Here is a 20814-nt window from a genome sequence, read left to right as displayed (position 1 = left end):
AAGATAAAAAAACCCCGCCTGACGGCGGGTTTTGTCGGTGTAATATTATTAAGACTCACAATTAGGTTTATTCAACCGATTGTGGTTTTGTCGCCGGAGCGGTTGCCTGAGTTGCCGCAGCGTGACCACCGGCAGAACCTTTACCTGCAAAGTCAAAGGTTGGGCGTTCCCAATCACCTTTGGTTAGTGACTCTGGCGCATAATCAGGTGCTGGCGCTTTGGTCATCGGCGCTGAGGCGTAGTGTTTGAACAACACACCTTCAGGATGAGCCACCACCGGCTGTTGTGGCTCTACTGCAACAGCATCGGTTACTGGCTCAGTAATATTGGCTCCTTCAGCAGCATCCTCAGCGACGGTTTCGGTTAGGATCTGTTCTTCAGCAACAACCTCTTCCGCTGCCGTTTCAGCAATCACCGTTTCTACTGCAACAGTTTCTGGCACCATGGCTTCGTCAACCACATTTTCGGTGGTTACTGGCGTTGCTTCAATCGCGGCGATGGTTTCAACTACTGGCGTAATATCGGCAACCGGAGTCACAGCTTCAACAGCCATGACTTCAACGGTTGGTTCAACGACAGCAGGTTCAACCACAGCAGTCTCTACAACGACGGGTGCACGGCCAGGTACGGCGGCGGCTGAAGACGAAGAACCACCAGGTTTGTGCTGTGGCGCCGGTGTTGGCGCTACAGTTTCAGCAACCGCAATGGGGGCGGTAACCACTGGCGCTGCGACCATTACAGCAGTAGCAATGGCGTCTGGCGTAGACACCGGTGCCTCTATTGCTGCAACTTCCACTGGGAATGGTGCTTCAACCGGGTTTTCTACAAAGGCAGGTTCAACCGTTTGAGCGACCGGATAACGAACCCACACTTTGCCTGAAGCCATTTCTGGGGAGGCGAAAGCACCAGCCAGAGGCATGGCAGACTGTGCCGGGTAACGTTCATCACGATAGCGACGACGACGCTGGCCACTGACGCGCAGGTGACGAGGAGAGCGGCGAGAGCGACGTGGCATGCCATTCTCATTGTTGGCATTACGATCGTTAGTCGTTTCATCATCCGCCTGAACAATGACCTGTGGCAGTAATTTCACTTCTTCCTGCACTACTGGGACGACAATAGCCGGTACTGCAATGCTGGCGACCGGCTGGCTGACCGGGGTTTCCTGCGTCGCGTTTTCCTGAACATTCAGCTCATCATTGACAGATTGAATACGAACCTTCTGATTCAATTGGCGACGCTGACGACGTTGCATAACCTGTTGACGTTCTTCTTGCTCAGGTTGCACTTCTTCTACAACACTGACCTCTGGAACTTCAACATTAGCTTTCACATCCTGTGGTGCCAGGCGTTTGTCATCCTGACGACGACGCTGGCGATCACCGCGACGTTGTGGCTGCTCTTCACGCAGTACCTTATCGGTTTCATCAACAACAACCTCAGCAAGTGCTGGTGCTACAACCGTTTGTTGGGCAGGGCGTTTATTGCGGCGTTGATCTTCACGACCCTCACGGTTGGTGTTGTCACGGTTGGTGCTGTCACGGCTAGTGTTGTCACGGCTTGAGCTATCACGAGCGTTATTGTCACGGCCTTCACGTGGCGTACGGTCACCTCTTTCTTTGCGGCCATTGTTTTGACGGCGCGGATTACGGCGATCATTGCGACGATTATCACTGGTTTCGGTTTTTTCAACTTCAGTGGGTTTAACGTCCACTGTTGAAGACGTACCGAAGATACCTTTCAGGCCACTAAACAGACGGCTAAAGAAGCCAGGTTGTTCTGTGGTGTCAGATGTCACGGCCTGTGGAGCAACAACGACAGGTTTAACACTGGCAGCAGCAGGAGCTGCTTCCGGTGGCGCTTCACTCGGAAGAGAGAAGGTTGCCAGCGCCGGTTGTTCCGGGCGTTTACGTTCAATAGTCGCTTCTTCCAGTGGTTGTGCCATCTCTGCTTCATGCAGTTGTGGCAGCAGGTAGCTGAGAGAAGGAACTTCTTCACCTTTACGCACCCGAAGAACAGAATAATGCGGTGTTTGCATCTGATCGTTTGGCACGATCACCGCACGCACACCACCTTGACGTTTCTCAATGGCGTTGACTGATTCACGTTTTTCGTTCAGCAGGTACGAAGCAATCTGTACCGGTACAATGGCGTGAACTTCATGGGTATTTTCTTTCAGCGCTTCTTCTTCAATCAGACGCAAAATAGAAAGTGACAGGGATTCGTTGTCACGGACAGTACCGGTACCGCTACAGCGTGGGCACACGTGGTGACTTGACTCACCCAGTGATGGGCTGAGGCGCTGGCGGGACATCTCCAGTAAACCAAAGCGTGAGATACGACCAATCTGGATGCGGGCACGGTCCTGACGAACGGCATCACGTAAACGATTCTCCACTTCACGCTGGTGGCGCACGGGTGTCATATCGATAAAATCGATAACAATCAGGCCACCCAAGTCACGTAAACGTAACTGACGCGCAATTTCATCTGCGGCTTCAAGGTTGGTATTGAACGCCGTTTCTTCGATATCACCACCACGGGTAGCGCGCGCGGAGTTGATGTCAATTGCGGTCAAGGCTTCGGTGGTGTCAATGACGATAGAGCCACCGGAAGGCAGACGCACTTCACGCTGGAATGCAGACTCAATCTGCGACTCAATCTGGTAGTGGCTGAATAGCGGGATTTCACCACTATACAACTTGATTTTGCTGCTGAAATCCGGGCGACCCAATGCTGCGATATGTTCTTTTGCCAGTTCGAGAACTTTAGGGTTATCAATCAGGATTTCACCGATATCCGGGCGCAGATAATCACGGAAAGCACGGACAATCACGTTGCTTTCCTGATGAATCAAGAACGGTGCAGGGCGGCCTTCAGCCGCTTTTTTAATCGCATCCCAGTGCTTCAGGCGGAATGATAAGTCCCATTGCAGTGCATCAGCAGATTTGCCAACACCTGCAGTACGAACAATCAGACCCATGCCATCAGGTAATTGCAGGGAGGATAGGGCTTCTTTCAGCTCAGTGCGGTCATCACCTTCGATGCGGCGGGAAATACCACCGGCACGCGGGTTGTTAGGCATAAGAACTAAATAACTGCCAGCTAGGCTGATGAAGGTCGTCAGTGCGGCACCTTTATTGCCACGTTCTTCTTTATCAACCTGAACAATAACTTCTTGGCCTTCGCGCAGAACATCTTTGATATTCGGGCGGCCATGAGAGGAATAGTTGCTAGGGAAATATTCGCGAGAAATTTCTTTTAATGGGAGAAAACCGTGTCGTTCAGCACCGTAATCAACAAAAGCGGCTTCCAGACTCGGTTCTATTCGGGTGATTTTACCTTTGTAAATATTCGCTTTTTTCTGTTCATGACCTGGGCTTTCAATATCCAAATCATACAGCCGCTGTCCATCTACAAGGGCAACACGCAACTCTTCTTGCTGAGTTGCGTTAATCAACATTCTTTTCATCTTTACTTACTCGTTATTTTTACATTGGCGTTAGAACTGCGGGCAAAATAACCTCATGGTCGGATAAACCGATGACCCCGAGTCTGCTAGCAAAGCCGTCAACCTCACGGTTGTCGCCTGCATAGGGGCGCATTATTTCGGTAAGCCTGTGTTTCGTTCTGAAAAACAGCGCTTTTATATAAAGGGTAGCTTCTGAATATAACACAACAGAGCTTTACCCACTTGCCGACCAAGCTGCAACCCGCAGCCCGCTAATTGCTTGATTTCACATTACGTCTTACGCCATTGCTGCGTTTTTGTGTGATCAGGCAAAGTTTATTATTCCACAAGTCTCTTGGTCTAACGAGAATCAACGCAGAATTAGCGACATTATTCCATTGCTGACACTGATATAGCAAGGTGACTTTACCTATCTACGTAAAGATTCTTTTACTGTATTCACAGTGTTGGCGGCTATCGTTGTCTTATTAAACAATAAATGCGCGCAAACGTTATCTTTAAATAGCTAGATTGACAGTTAAGCACAGAAAAAGGGGTGGCGCTAATTCCTCGGTGTATTTAGAATCGCGCCCCATGAAAACGAATATTCCAGCAGTTCAATTAATCACCATTTCTGCCGACGAAGCCGGTCAGCGGATCGATAACTTTTTGCTCACCAAATTGAAAGGTGTACCAAAGAGTATGATCTACCGCATCGTGCGCAAAGGTGAGGTTCGCGTTAATAAAGGGCGCATTAAGCCAGAATATAAACTGGCTGACGGGGATGTGGTACGCATACCTCCGGTGCGGGTGGCTGAGCGCGAAGACATTCAGGTGTCGGCCAAGCTTGATAAAGTCGCGGCACTGACCGATTGCATTTTATTTGAAGATGATTATCTGTTGATCCTGAATAAGCCTTCGGGTACGGCGGTTCATGGTGGCAGCGGTTTGAGTTTTGGTGTTATTGAGGGGTTACGTGCTTTGCGCCCCGAAGCCCGCTTCCTGGAGTTAGTTCACCGCCTTGACCGAGATACTTCCGGCGTCTTATTAGTCGCCAAAAAACGTTCGGCCTTGCGCTCTTTACATGAGCAACTGCGATTAAAAGGTATGCAGAAAGACTATCTGGCATTAGTCCGTGGCCAATGGCAATCTCACTGTAAAGCGGTGCAAGCTCCTCTGCTGAAAAATATTATGCAAAGTGGTGAGCGTGTAGTGAAAGTCAGCAGTGAAGGTAAACCTTCAGAAACTCGTTTTAAAGTAGAAGAGCGCTTCGAGCACGCCACATTGGTTAAAGCCAGCCCAATTACTGGCCGGACCCACCAGATCCGCGTTCACGCGCTACATGCCGGCCATCCAATCGCTTTTGATGATCGTTATGGCGACCGTGAATTTGATCAGCAATTGCAAGGAACAGGGCTACATCGTTTATTCTTGCATGCCGCCGCATTGCGTTTTGAGCATCCGAATAGCGGTGAAACCATGCGTATTGAAGCTCCGCTGGATAACCAATTACGTCACTGCCTGTTGATGTTACGAAAGAAAGGTTGATGTTGCAGGAAGAAACAGTAGAAAAATAAATTGCAGTAATTACTGATTGAAACAGCAGGGCGCAGTTCACAATGACGCGCCCTGTTTTTTTGACTTATTTATATTTGTAGTAGCGGATTTATCCCTTGCTCGATCAGCATTTGGGTGAGGGCGATTAATGGCAGACCGACGAGAGTATTGGGATCACGGCCTGACAGACGATCAAACAGCGTGATACCCAAACCTTCGCTTTTAAAACTGCCGGCACAATTCCACGGTTGTTCTCGTGTCAAATAACCGTTTATTTCTGCATCACTCAAGGTGCGGAAATAAACGTCAAAGGTTTCACAGAGGCAATTAATACGGGTGGTTGCTGTATTGATCAGTGCCAGGCCAGTATAAAAAGTGACACATTGTCCACTGGCTTGCTGTAATTGTTTCACCGCATTGGCATGGTTATGGGGTTTCCCGACGATCGCCCCGTTAATTACGCATACTTGATCTGAGCCGATTATCTTATGTTGTGGATAACGCCCGGCCAGTGCTTGGGCTTTTGCGATCGCCAGACGCTGGACCAGCGCGTCCGCGGTTTCGGATGGTAGCGGGGTTTCATCGGTCTCTGGCGCGGCGGTAACAAAGGGCAATTGCAGCTTTGCCAGCAAGGCACTGCGATAGGGTGAGGTTGAAGCAAGAACCAGTTGCGGCATAATATTTTCCATAAACCATGGCGTAATTTAATCAGGCATTTTAAACTGTCTGTCGCTTCGGAAGCGAATATTGGTGAAAGGTGCGGTAAAACGGCCTTTTTCTTTGACTCTATGTCGTTACAAAGTTAATATGCGCGCCCTATGCAAAAGGTAAAATTACCCCTAACCATTGATGCGGTTCGTACCGCTCAGAAACGTTTAGATTACGCAGGTATCTATTCACCTGAGCAGGTTACACGAGTAGCCGATTCAGTGGTAAGTGTGGACAGCGATGTTGTGGCCTCATTATCGTTTAATATCGATAATCAGCGCCTGGCGGTTATTACAGGTCATGCGGACGTCGATGTAACATTGATGTGTCAGCGCTGTGGTGGCACGTTTGCGCACCATGTTCATACAACGTATTGTTTTAGCCCGGTCATCAATGATGAGCAGGCTGAAGCATTACCGGAAGCGTACGAGCCGATCGAAGTCGACGAATTTGGCGAAGTTGATCTGCTGGCTATGATTGAAGACGAAATTATTCTTTCACTGCCTGTCGTTCCGGTACATGATTCTGAACACTGTGAAGTGTCCGAGGCGGACATGGTATTTGGCAAACTACCTGAAGAGGTGGAGAAACCTAATCCATTTGCCGTATTAGCCAGTTTAAAGAAAGTAATTAAGGAGTAAGGTCAATGGCCGTACAACAAAACAAACCAACTCGTTCCAAACGTGGCATGCGTCGTTCACACGATGCGCTGACCACCGCCACTCTGTCTGTGGACAAAACTTCCGGTGAAACTCACCTGCGTCACCACATCACAGCCGATGGTTTCTACCGCGGCCGCAAGGTTATCGGCTGAGTAATACTTGCTAATTTTTAGCAAGGCGATACCTTGACTTGTCTAACCCTAGCGTTAGATGCAATGGGTGGGGATTTCGGTCCCCACGTCACAGTGCCTGCTTCATTGCAGGCGCTGGCCTCTAATCCACAACTTAAACTCCTGTTGGTCGGGAACCCCGACACTCTCACTCCGTTACTTGTTAATGCCAATCCTTTGTTGCTGGAGCGGTTACAAGTCATCCCCGCTGAGCATGTTATTGCTGGCGATGCTAAGCCCTCACAAGCCATTCGCGCCAGCCGTGGTACCTCAATGCGTATCGCGTTGGAGCTGGTCAAAAATGGTAAAGCGGCAGCTTGTGTGAGCGCAGGGAATACTGGGGCACTGATGGGGTTGGCGAAGATGCTTATCAAGCCACTGGATGGAATAGAGCGCCCGGCGTTAATGACGGTGATCCCCAATCAACAACGTAGCAAAACCGTGGTACTGGATTTGGGTGCGAATGTTGAGTGTGATAGCACGATGTTGGTGCAATTTGCCGTCATGGGCTCAGTGATGGCAGAAGAAGTTGTGGGAATAGCGAATCCTCGTGTTGCTTTGCTGAATATCGGCGAAGAGGAAACCAAGGGGCTGGATAATATCCGCGAAGCCGCCGCAGTATTAAAAAATACACCGGCGATCAACTATATTGGTTATCTGGAGGGCAATGATTTGCTCACAGGTAAGACTGATGTGATGGTTTGTGACGGCTTCGTGGGTAACGTCACTCTAAAGACCATGGAAGGTGTGATAAGAATGTTCTTGTCACTGCTCAAATCATCGGGCGAAGGTAGCAAACAGTCTTGGTGGCTTAAACTCATTGGGCGTTGGCTGCAAAAACGGGTGACGAAGCGGTTCGGCCATTTGAACCCCGACCAGTATAATGGTGCATGTCTGTTAGGATTACGGGGTATTGTAATCAAGAGTCACGGCGCTGCGAATCAACGCGCATTTGCGGTTGCTATCGAACAGGCTGTACAGGCGGTGCAGCGGCAAGTTCCTGAAAGAATTGCCGCGCGCCTTGAAGCGGTTTTACCCAAGAGTGACTGATCGTACATGTATACTAAGATTCTCGGTACGGGGAGTTATCTGCCCGTACAAGTGCGCAGCAATGCTGATTTAGAAAAAATGGTGGATACGTCGGACGAGTGGATTGTCACTCGAACCGGTATTCGTGAGCGGCGTATTGCCGGCCTGAATGAAACAGTCGCTACCATGGGTTGCCATGCGGCTAAAAAAGCGCTGGAGATGGCCGGTATCGCGAATAACGATATCGGGTTGATTATCGTGGCAACCACTTCGTCAAGCCATGCTTTTCCAAGCTCTGCTTGCCAGGTGCAGCAGATGTTGGAGATTAAAGATGCGGCTTCTTTCGATTTGGCGGCGGCATGTGCTGGTTTTACCTATGCGCTGAGTGTTGCCGATCAGTACGTGAAAAGTGGTGCGGTAAAACATGCTCTTGTCATTGGTTCAGATGTGTTATCTCGCGCATTGAATCCAGAAGACCGAGGCACGATCATTCTGTTTGGTGATGGCGCAGGTGCAGTAGTATTAGGCGCATCAACGGAGCCTGGCATCCTCTCGACCCATTTGCACGCTGATGGTAAGTATGGCGAATTACTCGCACTACCATATCAGGATCGTCAACAGCAAGAGCAACCAGCCTATGTCACCATGGCGGGTAATGAAGTCTTTAAAGTTGCAGTGACCGAGCTTGCCCACATTGTGGACGAGACATTGCAGGCTAATAATCTGGATCGTACCGCGCTTGATTGGTTGGTGCCGCATCAGGCTAACCTGCGCATTATCAGTGCAACGGCTAAAAAATTAGGCATGGGGATGGATAAAGTGGTGATCACCCTTGATCGTCATGGCAACACCTCTGCGGCCTCAGTACCTGCAGCGCTGGACGAAGCGGTACGGGATGGGCGTATTCAACGTGGGCAGCTGGTGCTGCTGGAAGCGTTTGGCGGTGGCTTTACCTGGGGCTCAGCGCTGGTTCGTTTTTAATTTAACAGGACCTTTTTTGATTTAACAGGAAAGCAAAATGTCGAAATTTGCAATGGTATTTCCAGGCCAGGGCTCTCAATCCCTTGGCATGGTGGCCGATTTGGCCGCACAATTTCCGATAGTTGAAGCGACCTTCAGTGAAGCGTCGTCAGTTCTGGGCTACTCCCTCTGGCAGTTGGTGCAACAAGGTCCGGCAGAAGAATTAAATAAAACTTGGCAGACACAGCCAGCATTGCTTACTGCATCTGTCGCTATTTGGCGCGTTTGGCAACATAAAGGCGGTAAACCGCCAGCGCTGATGGCAGGCCATAGTTTGGGTGAATACTCGGCTCTGGTTTGTGCTGGCGTGCTGGATTTCAAACAGGCGGTCAGTCTGGTTGAACTGCGCGGCAAGCTGATGCAGGAAGCGGTGCCTGAAGGTACCGGTGCGATGTACGCAATTATTGGTCTGGATAATGAATCCATTGCCAAAGCCTGCGAAGAAGCGGCACAAGGGCAGGTTGTCTCGCCAGTCAACTTTAACTCACCGGGCCAGGTGGTTATTGCCGGTAACAAAGACGCGGTAGAGCGCGCCGCTGCTGCTTGTAAAGCCTTTGGTGCCAAGCGCGCCTTATCTTTACCGGTCAGTGTACCGTCTCATTGTGCGCTGATGAAGCCTGCGGCAGATAAGCTGGCAGTCGCACTGGAAAATATTGAATTCCAGGCACCGGTATTCCCGGTGGTGAACAACGTAGATGTGAACACGGAAGTGTCACCAGAAGCGATTCGTAGCGCGCTGGTGCGTCAGTTATATAATCCGGTACGTTGGACTGAAAGTGTAGAATTTATGGCGTCAGAAGGCGTTGAGCGGCTGTTAGAAGTTGGGCCGGGTAAGGTCTTGACTGGCTTGACCAAGCGTATCGTTGATACATTAGCAGCAGCACCGGTAAACGATGTTGCCACGCTGACCAATGCGCTTGAAAACGAAGAAAGAGGGTAACATGAGCTTCGAAGGAAAAATTGCGCTGGTAACCGGCGCTAGCCGCGGTATTGGCCGTGCGATTGCAGAATTATTGGCTGAACGCGGTGCCCGTGTTATTGGTACGGCGACCAGTGAAAAGGGCGCAGAAGCGATTAGCGACTATTTGGGTGAGAACGGAAAAGGCTATATGTTGAACGTCGTGGATCTCACGTCGATCGACCAGGTATTGACAGCGATTCGTGCAGAATTTGGCGAAGTCGATATTTTAGTGAATAATGCAGGTATTACGCGTGATAACCTGCTGATGCGTATGAAGGATGAAGAGTGGCAGGATATTATTGACACCGATCTGACTTCCGTATTCCGTCTGTCAAAAGCGGTAATGCGCGCTATGATGAAGAAGCGGTTTGGGCGCATCATCACCATTGGGTCTGTAGTCGGGACAATGGGCAATGCGGGGCAGGTTAACTACGCGGCAGCTAAAGCGGGTTTGATCGGCTTTAGTAAGTCTTTGGCGCGTGAGGTTGCTTCACGTGGCATTACTGTCAACGTTGTGGCACCTGGCTTTATTGAGACGGATATGACGACGGCGTTGACAGATGATCAACGCGCAGGCATTTTAGCCCAAGTACCAGCTAACCGGCTTGGGCAAGCTAAAGAAATCGCCAGCGCTGTTGCATTTTTAGCCTCTGACGAGGCCAGCTATATCTCTGGTGAAACGTTACATGTCAATGGTGGCATGTATATGATTTAAAAATCACGAAAGTATTTGCATTATTTGGGGTGGAAACCGCAAAATAGCGCAAAATCGTGGTTTGACCAGCCGAGATTTAGTTGCATCTTTTTCAACATTTTATACACTACAAAAACCATCGCGAAAGCGAGTTTTGATAGGAAATTTAAGAGTATGAGCACTATCGAAGAACGCGTTAAGAAAATCATCGTTGAACAACTGGGTGTTAAAGAAGACGAAGTGAAGAACAGTGCTTCTTTCGTTGAAGATCTTGGCGCGGATTCTCTGGATACCGTTGAGCTGGTAATGGCTCTGGAAGAAGAGTTTGATACCGAAATCCCAGACGAAGAAGCAGAAAAAATCACTACTGTTCAGGCAGCTATTGATTTTATCAACGCTAATCAGCAGTAAGCGAACATGCTTTAAGTTTAGATAGTTAGGCGGTCACTCGACCGCCTAAGTTTTTTTTGTCCTAAGTGTTATTTTCCCTCCCTGGAGGACAACCGTGTCTAAGCGTCGAGTTGTTGTGACTGGACTGGGCATGTTGTCTCCTGTCGGTAATACAGTCGAATCCACATGGAAAGCTGTGCTTGCCGGGCAGAGTGGCATCAGCCTGATCGACCATTTCGATACTAGTGCCTATGCAACGCGATTTGCTGGCTTAGTAAAAGATTTTAATTGTGAAGATTACATTTCGCGTAAAGATGCACGCAAAATGGATGCTTTCATACAGTACGGTGTTGCTGCTGGCATACAAGCCATGCAAGACTCCGGGCTTGAAGTAACAGAAGCTAACGCTTTCCGTATCGGTGCCGCTATTGGTTCTGGTATTGGTGGGTTGGGTCTGATTGAAGAAAACCATACCTCGTTGGTGAATGGCGGGCCACGTAAAATTAGCCCATTCTTCGTGCCTTCAACCATCGTTAACATGATTGCCGGTCACTTGACCATAATGTATGGTCTGCGTGGGCCAAGCATTTCTATTGCGACTGCCTGTACTTCTGGTGTACACAACATTGGTCACGCGGCACGCATCATTGCTTACAATGATGCTGATGTCATGGTGGCGGGTGGGGCTGAAAAAGCCAGTACACCATTAGGTGTCGGTGGTTTTGGTGCGGCTCGTGCATTGTCTACCCGCAACGATAACCCGCAGGCAGCAAGTCGTCCATGGGATAAAGACCGTGACGGCTTCGTGCTGGGTGATGGCGCAGGCATGATGGTGTTGGAAGAGTATGAACACGCCAAGAAACGCGGCGCGAAAATCTATGCTGAAGTTGTTGGGTTTGGTATGAGCAGCGATGCCTACCACATGACCTCTCCGCCAGAAGACGGTTCTGGTGCAGCTCTGGCCATGGTGAATGCTTTACGTGACGCGGGAGTAACCACCTCTCAAATTGGTTATATCAATGCCCACGGCACATCAACTCCCGCTGGTGATAAAGCCGAGACGCAGGCTGTTAAGTCTGTATTTGGTGAAGATGCCCATAAAGTGATGGTCAGTTCCACCAAATCTATGACTGGGCACTTATTAGGTGCCGCAGGTGCCGTTGAGTCTATCTTCACCGTGCTGGCGTTGCGTGATCAGGCCATTCCGCCAACCATTAATCTGGATAACCCAGATGAAGGCTGTAATTTGGATTTTGTTCCGCATGACGGCCGTCAGGTAAACAATATGGAGTACACGTTGTGTAACTCCTTCGGCTTCGGTGGTACTAACGGCTCTTTGGTTTTCCGCAAAGTATAGACCGTCGTTAAACGCCAACTGCTTAAAAGACCCGGTTCTCCGGGTCTTTTATTCGCTTAGCCAAGCTTCAGTCATAACATCCCTCCATAATAATTATCTCAATAAGAGACAAATCCGCAAACAGCCACTGGCTTAAATCTGATACTGTCAGCAGGTACAATTTATACTTATGGGCAATACCTGTACCCTAATTGAATATAGAGCCAATACGACCATCCCATTTAAAGAGAATCTGAATGTTCTGGATTAATGGTGTTGAACAAAATTTTATTTCAGCGTCAGACCGCGCGGTGCAGTTTGGTGATGGGTGCTTTACTACCGCCAGAGTAGCTGGTGGTCGAGTGGTGTGGCTTGATGCGCACATACAGCGTTTGCAGCAGGCGACTAAGCGCCTGTTGATGTCCGCAGTAAACTGGGATGCTTTAACCAATGAGATGGTTGAGGCCGCAAATCATACCAAAGACGGTGTGCTGAAAGTGATTATTAGCCGGGGTATTGGTGGCCGGGGTTACAGTGCTCCGGTATGTCAACATCCTACGCGGGTTATCTCGCTTAGTGATTACCCGGCTCACTACCATAGCTGGCGTGATAGAGGTATTTCATTGGCGTTAAGCCCGGTGCCTTTGGCCCGCAGCCCATTGCTGGCAGGCATTAAACATCTAAATCGCCTTGAGCAAGTCTTGATTCGCATGCATCTTGAGCAGACAGAGGCCGATGAGGCGCTGGTACTTGACACTGAAGGTATGCTGGTGGAATGCTGTGCGGCTAATTTATTCTGGCGTAAAAAAGATAAGATATTTACCCCTGACCTTAGCCAGTCAGGTGTTGACGGTATAATGCGCCAGCGGATTATTAGCTGTCTGGCCCGCCATGGCTGGCCGGTGGCAATAGTGGCGCAGCCATTGAGTGTGCTGGCTGATGCGGATGAAGTTATCCTGTGTAACGCGTTGATGCCGCTACTCCCAGTGAAGAGTGCCGAGACATGGGTTTATAACTCGCGGCAATTATTTGATTTCCTGAACCTGCATTGTTGCGACGTTTAAGCATCATGACGGTTTTAATTTATAGCATTTATAACTACATTTAATTTGAAGATGGTCGCCCGATGAAACTAAAAAGCACCAGAGCGTTGATCCTTTTTATTGCTATCTGTTTGGGATTACTGCTGTTGGGTTATCAGAAAGTACAGCAGTTTGCGAACCAGCCGTTGGCTATCAAGCAAGAGACTCTATTTACACTCCCGGCAGGTACCGGGCGGGTTGCATTAGAGCATCTGCTGCAACGCGATCACCTGATTGAAAATACCCGTTTATTCCCCTGGTTATTACGTATCGAGCCTGAGTTGGCCAAGTTCAAGGCGGGGACTTATCGGTTTACCCCTGGAATGACGGTGCGCGGCATGTTAGAACTGCTCGCCAGCGGAAAGGAAGCACAATTTACCGTGCGCTTTATTGAAGGTAAGCGGCTGCGTGATTGGCTGGATGAATTGCAGCAATCAAAATACGTAACACAGGTATTGGCAGGGAAGAGTGATGCCGAGATTGCGGCGTTGTTGGGGTTGAAAGACCGTGAGCACCCCGAAGGCTGGCTCTACCCAGATACCTATTCCTATACGGCTGGCACGACTGACCTCGCGTTACTGAAACGCGCCCATGTGAAGATGGAAAAGACCGTTGATGAAATTTGGCAAGGACGTGATGAGTCTTTACCTTATAAGACACCGGACGATCTGGTCACGATGGCATCAATCATTGAAAAAGAAACCGCCGTAAATGAAGAACGAACCAAAGTTGCATCCGTATTTGTTAATCGCTTGCGGATTGGTATGCGCCTGCAAACGGATCCGACGGTCATCTACGGTATGGGTGATAAATATAATGGCAATATTAGTCGTAAAGACTTAGATACCCCGACACCTTATAATACCTACGTGATTTCCGGTTTGCCGCCGACCCCGATTGCGATGCCAGGCTTGGCCTCACTGACTGCCGCCGCTCATCCAGCTAAAACTGCTTACCTCTACTTTGTGGCCGATGGCAAAGGCGGGCACACATTCAGCACTAATTTAGCCAGTCATAACCAAGCAGTACGGGTTTATCGTCAATCGCTCAAGGATAAAAATGAACAGTAAATTTATCGTTATTGAAGGGCTTGAAGGGGCAGGGAAAACCACTGCCAGAGACGTGGTGGTGGCTACACTGCGCGCCCAAGGGATTAACGATATTGTCTTTACCCGTGAACCGGGGGGGACGCCGTTGGCTGAAAAGCTGCGTGATTTGATTAAACAAGGTATTGACGGTGAAGTTCTGACGGACAAAGCCGAGGTCTTGATGCTCTATGCCGCTCGGGTGCAATTAGTTGAAAACGTGATTAAACCTGCATTGGCCCAAGGTAATTGGGTGGTGGGGGATCGTCATGATCTGTCCTCTCAGGCCTATCAGGGCGGGGGGCGCGGTATTGATAGCCAACTGATGACATCGTTACGTGATACGGTGCTAGGTGAGTTCCGCCCTGATTTGACGCTGTATCTGGACTTGCCTCCGGTGGTGGGGCTGGCGCGCGCCCGTGCGCGTGGCGAATTGGATCGTATTGAACAAGAGTCATTGGCCTTTTTTGAACGCACCCGCGCGCGTTATCTTGCCTTGGCCGCTGTGGATCCCAATATTAAAACCATTGATGCTTCACAGTCTCTTGCGCAGGTGAGTGCATCTATCCGTCAGGTGCTTAGCCAATGGCTGTCCAGCCGGGAAGTCCTGTAATGAAATGGTATCCGTGGCTTACTGCACCTTATCGTCAGCTAATAGGGCAACATATTGCCGGGCGCGGGCACCATGCATTATTGCTGCATTCTTTGCCTGGTAATGGCGAAGATGCGCTGATCTATGGCCTTAGCCGTTGGTTGATGTGCCAGCAACGACAAGGTGAGAAAAGCTGTGGCGAATGCCATAGCTGCCGTTTGATGCTGGCAGGCAACCATCCAGATTGGTATATGTTGGCTCCCGAAAAAGGCAAAAGTAGTCTCGGCGTTGAGCTGGTGCGCCAGCAGATTGATAAGCTCTATTCTCATGCGCATCAAGGCGGGACTAAAGTGGTGTGGTTGCCACATGCTGAGCTGCTGACCGATGCAGCCGCGAATGCTTTGCTGAAAACGCTGGAAGAGCCACCGGAGAAAACGTATTTCCTGTTGGATTGCCACCAACCCGCCAGTTTGTTAGCGACATTGCGTAGCCGTTGTTTTTACTGGCATCTGGCTTGCCCGGATAGCACACTTAGTCTGCAATGGCTGCATCGACAGGTTCAGGCAGAACCGATCGCAGTGCTGGCAGCACTTAAATTGAGTGAAGGCGCACCACTGGCAGCAGAGCGTTTGCTGCAACCGGATCGTTGGGCCATCAGAGCCACCTTGTGCGGCGCGCTGAGCAGCGCACTGTATAGTTCAGATTTACTGTCGTTATTACCGCAACTGAATCATGATGATGCGCCAGATCGCCTGCAATGGATCACTTCGCTAGTGCTGGACGCGTTAAAATGGCAGCAGGGCGCGGGTGAGTTCGCGGTTAATCAGGATCAATTATCACTGGTGCAGCAATGGGCACAAATAGCTACGACACCGGTATTGCTCCAGTCAGCTCAACAGTTGGGTCATTGCCGTCATCAGTTATTATCTGTGGTTGGTGTCAATCGTGAGTTATTACTCACCGAGTTTTTGCTCAATTGGGAAACCGCCCTGACCACCGGCACTTATTCCACCTTATCTTAATTAAATACTCAAAGTCATTGGCGTTGCAGGTAGGCGGCAAGCAAGAGGATCCCAATGAGCTTACTCAAGTAAGTGATTTGGGTGAGTGAGCGTAGCTAACACCCCTGCGGCGTAAAGTGCGAAGAGTATGGAAGAGTTAAATATTATGTTGTTAGTAGATTCTCACTGTCATCTTGATAGTCTTGATTACCAGACCTTACACCGTAGTGTCGATGATGTATTAGCTAAAGCCAATGCACGGGATGTGGGTTTTGTTCTGGCGGTTGCCACGACATTACCGGGCTTTACCGCGATGACCACCCTCATCGGCGAGCGAAAGAATGTCGCATTTTCCTGTGGTGTTCATCCGCTGAATCTTGACGGTGGTTATGATTTTCAGCAACTCAGAGTGCTTGCGGCAGCAGATAATGTGGTCGCAATGGGTGAAACTGGGCTGGATTATTTTTATCAGCAAGATAATATCCCGCTGCAACAAGCCTCCTTCCGCGAGCATATTCGTATTGGCCGCGAATTAAATAAACCGGTCATTGTGCATACGCGTGATGCTCGTGAAGATACCCTCGCCATTTTGCATGAAGAACAGGCGCAGGAGTGCGGTGGCGTATTACATTGCTTTACAGAAGATAAAGCGACGGCCGCAACGCTGTTAGACCTCGGTTTTTATATCTCCTTCTCAGGGATCCTCACCTTCCGTAATGCAGAACAACTGCGTGATGTTGCCCGCTATGTTCCGTTGGACCGGTTGTTGGTAGAAACAGATTCGCCTTATCTGGCCCCGGTTCCTCACCGTGGTAAAGAAAATCAACCGGCCTATGTCCGTGATGTTGCAGAATATATGGCGGTACTGAAAGGCGTGAGTCTTGAATCACTGGCGCAAGCCACCACAGATAACTTCTGCCGATTATTTCATCTGGAGTCTTCAACGCTATCCAATGAAATGCCCCAACTCCCTTAATAATACTTTTTTTTAATCTCGTAATTAATCGCCGAAACGAGTAATGTTCTCACCCGATTTATGGGGTGAGGGCAGCTCTTACTGACGTTTTTTTACAAAAAACGCGCATTTTGTATCAAGTTATGCGCTTTGTTGGAAGAAACGTGACTGCCATCAAACATTAAGCAGGCTATTTATTTTACTCTTCGTAAAAATTAAAGGGGTGCTTTAGACACCCTTATTCGCAAAGGCTTACTCCCCCCTTTTGTAACGCCATAACGCGGAATTAATAACGCGAGAAAAAGCAGAAAAGTACTATTACTCAGGAGCACACTCAATTATGTTTAAGAACGCATTTGCAAACCTACAGAAGGTAGGTAAATCGCTAATGCTACCGGTATCGGTGTTACCCATCGCAGGTATTCTGCTGGGTGTCGGTTCCGCGAATTTTAGCTGGCTACCAACAGTTGTCTCTCATGTCATGGCCGAAGCAGGCGGTTCCGTCTTTGCTAACATGCCATTAATCTTTGCTATTGGCGTTGCACTTGGCTTTACCAATAACGACGGTGTATCCGCGTTAGCGGCAGTTGTTGCTTACGGCATCATGGTGAAAACCATGGCTGTGGTAGCACCTCTGGTCTTGCATCTGCCGGCAGAAGAGATAGCTGCCAAGCATTTAGCCGATACGGGTGTGTTGGGCGGGATTATTGCCGGTTCTATAGCTGCCTACATGTTTAACCGCTTCTACCGTATTCAGTTACCTGAATATCTAGGCTTTTTTGCGGGTAAACGCTTCGTTCCGATTATTTCTGGTTTCACCGCCATCTTCCTGGGTGTACTGCTGTCCTTCGTGTGGCCACCTATCGGTACAGCGATCCAGACATTCTCCCAGTGGGCAGCTTACCAGAACTCGGTAGTGGCCTTTGGTATCTACGGTGTGGTGGAACGTGCGCTGGTACCATTCGGTCTGCATCATATCTGGAACGTACCATTCCAAATGCAAATTGGTGAATATACCAACGCAGCGGGTCAGGTATTCCACGGTGATATCCCACGCTACATGGCTGGTGACCCAACTGCGGGTAAACTGTCTGGTGGCTTCCTGTTCAAAATGTACGGTCTGCCAGCTGCCGCCATTGCCATTTGGCATTCAGCCAAACCGGAAAACCGGGCAAAAGTGGGCGGGATCATGATCTCCGCTGCATTGACCTCATTCCTGACCGGTATCACCGAACCAATCGAATTTTCCTTCATGTTCGTGGCGCCAATTTTGTATGTTATTCATGCAATTTTGGCCGGTCTGGCCTTCCCAATCTGTATCCTGCTTGGGATGCGTGACGGTACTAGCTTCTCCCACGGTCTGATCGACTTCATCGTACTGAGTGGCAACAGCAGCCGAATCTGGCTGTTCCCTCTGGTGGGTATCTGCTACGGTCTGGTGTACTACACCATCTTCCGGGTGTTGATTGCCAAACTGGATCTGAAAACACCGGGCCGTGAAGATACCTCTACTGAGCAAACGGTACAGAGCGGCACAGAAATGTCAGCGGCACTGGTCAATGCGTTTGGCGGTAAAGAAAACATTACTAACTTGGATGCTTGCATCACCCGTCTGCGAGTCAGCGTGGCCGATGTATCCAAGGTTGACCAGGCGGGTCTGAAGAAACTGGGTGCTGCCGGCGTTGTTGTCGCAGGTTCTGGTGTTCAGGCTATCTTCGGGACGAAATCGGATAACCTGAAAACAGATATGGACGAGTACATTCGTAACCATTAATGTAGGTTTGGGGAGTGCGAAGGGGAGGCGAAAGCCTCCCTTTTTTTGTCTTTTTTACATTGATTTTATTGAATTATTTATTTTCACTGCCCACATTCTGGCCGCAACTTAAGGTCTTGTTGCTCTGTTGCTCTGTTGCTCTGTTGCTATGAGCGTGCATGTGGCTAGAGCTCATTACCCAATTTATGCTAACCGTATTTTCGGGCAAACTCTTCATCTGAATTGCAAAGATAAATAATGAATTCAATGAAGGCGATAATTGATGGAATGAATGTCCAGCAAAAAATGAGATATAAAAATCCCTGTCCAATCTTACCTAGATAAAATTTGTGTGCGCCGAATCCGCCAAGAAAAAACGCCAGAAGAGCCGCAACCATACGATTTCTCTCACCCGTGACTTTTTGAGTTGCACCGCAACTTGGGCAAGCTCTTGCTGATTCATGTATTTCTTTACCGCACCCACGGCAAAAAACCATGTTTGACATAATGTGTAATCCTTCTAAATTTCAAAGACAATCATAATCAGCGCACTGAATTTGCTGAGAGGTTTCAGCAAGGCACATCATTGTGTGGCCTCACAAGTCTTATTGATTTCATTTCGTTTTTAATATGCTAACTTCAACTCAGTGTTTTTAACACTTAACTGATTGTAATGATTAATAGGTTAGCAATCCATTAGAAGACATCCTGAGCCAAACAAAAAAGCCTGCACGCGGCAGGCTGATTGAAAACTGAGAGCATCAAAACGCTAAATCAAATTGGTCATCACCCAAATGCCCCGGCAGAAACAGATCGCGGGGTAGGGTTGCGGTGTTATTACGGCTGGGGCGGGACAGGATTTTATCGACTGATTACAGCGTGGTGAATGTACAACTGCAAAGCAGGTTTTGACACTGGTGGTCATTCTCTTTGGTATTGACGGTTATCATTCTGCTGGTACGGGTGCGAGTAACGGCACCACATTGTGGGCATGACATCATGATAATAACTCCAACCTTTTATTACTTGGCTAAAGTATAATCTATTCATTCTCCGAATTCTTTTCCTCTGCTGCTTCCCCTACCATATCCCAACTGGATATCTTCACTTCAAAATTCAACGCGGTAGTAAAACCATTATCCCCGATAGTGTGCGTGACTTGGGTAATGATCCACGCCGCCTGGTCAATCTTCGGTTTAAATCCCTGCATCACGGCGGGCAGTTCCGGAAATAAGTCAGCACGACCGCGTACCAGCGTCATGGTAAATTCAGCCACACCCCGTTGCAGTTTCGATCAACGCGCGGCGCGACGGGCGGCCCGTTCCGTCTTGAATGTTTCCCGCATCACAAACACATTCCCCTCGACACCTTCCAGATAATTTCCCTCTTTGCTGCTCGATGCCGGTGTTTTTACTTTAGGTGGTGTGGTGGTCTTTCGCTTGCGGCGAACGCTGGTTTTTTGTGGCTTGCCGTAGTTGAGATCCAGCCAGTAAGCGGTAACGCCGGTGTAGGCGTCACGGTCAGCCACCCGGAAGCTGTGCTTATCACCGCTGGCGCGCGTAATGGTGATGGCCGGTAACGATGGCGTAAATCAGCGCCCGGCAGTGGTCGATAAGTTCTTCTACTTCGCGTTCGCGGGGAGTGTCATCATACATAGCGCACCTCCGGCAGCAGAAGGGCAGATGAAGAAACAGGTATGGGAATAACAATGATATTGCAGGTAAATAATGATAGATATTGAGTCGTCGAATCCATGATGACTACCTCTTTGGTAGGGGATTAATCACCACCAAGAGACGCTAACCTCAGAGGGTAGTGAACTGGGTGGGGTTAGCGTAACCGGCTACCAAAGACCCCGGCGCATCTTGCGATGCCCCCACCCAGTTCACCGTTTCTTACCTATTACAGGTGTCACTGTGCCGCACATAATAGCCGTGTCTACGGTCGTGCGCTTTGGTAAATTCCGGGACGCTAATCCCGACAGCGGATTTTGCCGCTGCGGCGTGACTATAGCTCAGCGACGTTCTGCTGTGCAATCAACCCACATCACTTTAGGACAAACATTTTTTCTGTAAAAATAGGCAGTTATCGTGGTGATGCGTTAAAGATGGATGAGGCAACAAAGAGTAAGAAATAAAAAGGGAAAGGGGTAATAAACAGCGCAAACAGACGACGTTTAAGGCAACATCGCCTGTTAAAAGTAGAGATTTAGCTAATAACTTAATGGCAAATTTGTGCCAGTTCTTTATCGCTCAGACCTGTCAGCTTCATGACTTCAGTGCGGTCATAACCATTAGCGAGCATCGAGCTGGCAATCTTCAGGGCCATTTCTTGTACCCCTTCCACTCGGCCTGCTTGATGGGCTTTA

General features: G+C 49.2%; 20 protein-coding genes and 2 pseudogenes. 16 read left to right on the top strand and 6 right to left on the bottom strand.

Translation table 11 applies throughout. From position 1 onward, the window contains the following. Nucleotides 1–67: 67 nt before the first annotated feature. On the bottom strand, nt 68–3472 hold the full coding sequence (rne, locus tag AEP37_RS02790; RefSeq protein ID WP_049609522.1) for a ribonuclease E: 3405 nt from the start codon (nt 3470–3472) through the stop codon (nt 68–70). 573 nt (nt 3473–4045) lie between these two features. Here rne and rluC point away from each other — a divergent pair. Next, on the top strand, nt 4046–4999 hold the full coding sequence (gene rluC, locus AEP37_RS02785) for a 23S rRNA pseudouridine(955/2504/2580) synthase RluC (RefSeq protein WP_049609906.1): 954 nt from the start codon (nt 4046–4048) through the stop codon (nt 4997–4999). A gap of 98 nt (nt 5000–5097) precedes the next feature. On the opposite strand, the gene AEP37_RS02780 is transcribed toward rluC, so the two are convergent. Beyond that, nucleotides 5098–5685, bottom strand: coding sequence for a Maf family protein (locus tag AEP37_RS02780; protein ID WP_049609519.1), 588 nt, complete (start codon nt 5683–5685; stop codon nt 5098–5100). Between the two features lie 141 nt (nt 5686–5826). On the opposite strand from AEP37_RS02780, the gene yceD reads away from it, so the two are divergent. From yceD to ptsG, 14 genes are all read left to right on the top strand, one after another. After that, nucleotides 5827–6357, top strand: coding sequence for a 23S rRNA accumulation protein YceD (yceD, locus tag AEP37_RS02775; protein WP_049609516.1), 531 nt, complete (start codon nt 5827–5829; stop codon nt 6355–6357). A 5-nt stretch (nt 6358–6362) separates the two neighbouring features. Next, nucleotides 6363–6530, top strand: a complete 168-nt coding sequence (gene rpmF, locus AEP37_RS02770) for a 50S ribosomal protein L32 (protein WP_002210931.1) — start codon at nt 6363–6365, stop codon at nt 6528–6530. 33 nt (nt 6531–6563) lie between these two features. Next, nucleotides 6564–7598, top strand: a complete 1035-nt coding sequence (gene plsX, locus AEP37_RS02765; RefSeq protein WP_072086231.1) for a phosphate acyltransferase PlsX — start codon at nt 6564–6566, stop codon at nt 7596–7598. A gap of 6 nt (nt 7599–7604) precedes the next feature. Then, nucleotides 7605–8558, top strand: coding sequence for a beta-ketoacyl-ACP synthase III (locus tag AEP37_RS02760; RefSeq protein WP_049609509.1), 954 nt, complete (start codon nt 7605–7607; stop codon nt 8556–8558). Nucleotides 8559–8595: 37 nt separating this feature from the next. Further along, entirely contained in the window at nt 8596–9537 is a 942-nt protein-coding gene (fabD, locus tag AEP37_RS02755; protein ID WP_049609507.1) for an ACP S-malonyltransferase, read from the top strand. A gap of 1 nt (nt 9538) precedes the next feature. Then, entirely contained in the window at nt 9539–10273 is a 735-nt protein-coding gene (gene fabG / locus AEP37_RS02750) for a 3-oxoacyl-ACP reductase FabG (protein WP_049609505.1), read from the top strand. Nucleotides 10274–10426: 153 nt separating this feature from the next. Continuing rightward, nucleotides 10427–10663, top strand: a complete 237-nt coding sequence (acpP, locus tag AEP37_RS02745; protein WP_002220787.1) for an acyl carrier protein — start codon at nt 10427–10429, stop codon at nt 10661–10663. A 94-nt stretch (nt 10664–10757) separates the two neighbouring features. After that, nucleotides 10758–11999, top strand: coding sequence for a beta-ketoacyl-ACP synthase II (gene fabF / locus AEP37_RS02740; protein ID WP_053101930.1), 1242 nt, complete (start codon nt 10758–10760; stop codon nt 11997–11999). 236 nt (nt 12000–12235) lie between these two features. Next, nucleotides 12236–13042, top strand: a complete 807-nt coding sequence (pabC, locus tag AEP37_RS02735) for an aminodeoxychorismate lyase (RefSeq protein ID WP_049609499.1) — start codon at nt 12236–12238, stop codon at nt 13040–13042. 62 nt (nt 13043–13104) lie between these two features. Then, nucleotides 13105–14130, top strand: coding sequence for an endolytic transglycosylase MltG (gene mltG / locus AEP37_RS02730; RefSeq protein ID WP_049609498.1), 1026 nt, complete (start codon nt 13105–13107; stop codon nt 14128–14130). Further along, on the top strand, nt 14120–14758 hold the full coding sequence (gene tmk / locus AEP37_RS02725) for a dTMP kinase (protein WP_049609495.1): 639 nt from the start codon (nt 14120–14122) through the stop codon (nt 14756–14758). Before mltG ends, tmk begins: the two co-directional genes overlap by 11 nt. Then, a complete protein-coding gene (gene holB / locus AEP37_RS02720; RefSeq protein ID WP_049609492.1) occupies nt 14758–15759 on the top strand; it encodes a DNA polymerase III subunit delta' in 1002 nt (333 codons plus the stop codon). The genes tmk and holB overlap by 1 nt, the downstream gene beginning before the upstream one ends. 145 nt (nt 15760–15904) lie before the next feature. Beyond that, complete coding sequence (locus tag AEP37_RS02715; RefSeq protein WP_049609905.1) at nt 15905–16714, top strand: metal-dependent hydrolase; 810 nt, start codon at nt 15905–15907, stop codon at nt 16712–16714. A 319-nt stretch (nt 16715–17033) separates the two neighbouring features. Next, nucleotides 17034–18467, top strand: coding sequence for a PTS glucose transporter subunit IIBC (gene ptsG / locus AEP37_RS02710; protein WP_049609490.1), 1434 nt, complete (start codon nt 17034–17036; stop codon nt 18465–18467). A gap of 188 nt (nt 18468–18655) precedes the next feature. Here the strand turns inward: ptsG and AEP37_RS02705 are convergent, their stop codons facing one another. From AEP37_RS02705 to AEP37_RS27145, 3 genes and pseudogenes are all read right to left on the bottom strand, one after another. Next, entirely contained in the window at nt 18656–18952 is a 297-nt protein-coding gene (locus AEP37_RS02705) for a TM2 domain-containing protein (RefSeq protein ID WP_025378414.1), read from the bottom strand. Nucleotides 18953–19318: 366 nt separating this feature from the next. Then, nucleotides 19319–19447, bottom strand: coding sequence for an ogr/Delta-like zinc finger family protein (locus AEP37_RS27150; RefSeq protein WP_072086230.1), 129 nt, complete (start codon nt 19445–19447; stop codon nt 19319–19321). A 41-nt stretch (nt 19448–19488) separates the two neighbouring features. Further along, a pseudogene (locus AEP37_RS27145) lies at nt 19489–20025 on the bottom strand (phage late control D family protein); the annotation flags it as partial. Here AEP37_RS27145 and AEP37_RS26470 point away from each other — a divergent pair. After that, the gene (locus tag AEP37_RS26470) at nt 20009–20152 is read left to right on the top strand and encodes a hypothetical protein (protein ID WP_167337928.1); all 144 of its coding nucleotides are present in this window, start codon (nt 20009–20011) and stop codon (nt 20150–20152) included. The pseudogene AEP37_RS27145 and the gene AEP37_RS26470 sit on opposite strands and share 17 nt — an antisense overlap. A 514-nt stretch (nt 20153–20666) precedes the next feature. Here AEP37_RS26470 and AEP37_RS27140 read toward each other — a convergent pair. After that, nucleotides 20667–20814: pseudogene (locus tag AEP37_RS27140) on the bottom strand (ISNCY family transposase); the annotation flags it as partial.

It is taken from the genome of Yersinia pekkanenii (assembly GCF_001152565.1).
GTDB classification, from domain to species: Bacteria; Pseudomonadota; Gammaproteobacteria; order Enterobacterales; family Enterobacteriaceae; genus Yersinia; species Yersinia pekkanenii.
This window is presented reverse-complemented; position numbering and strand designations above follow the sequence as displayed.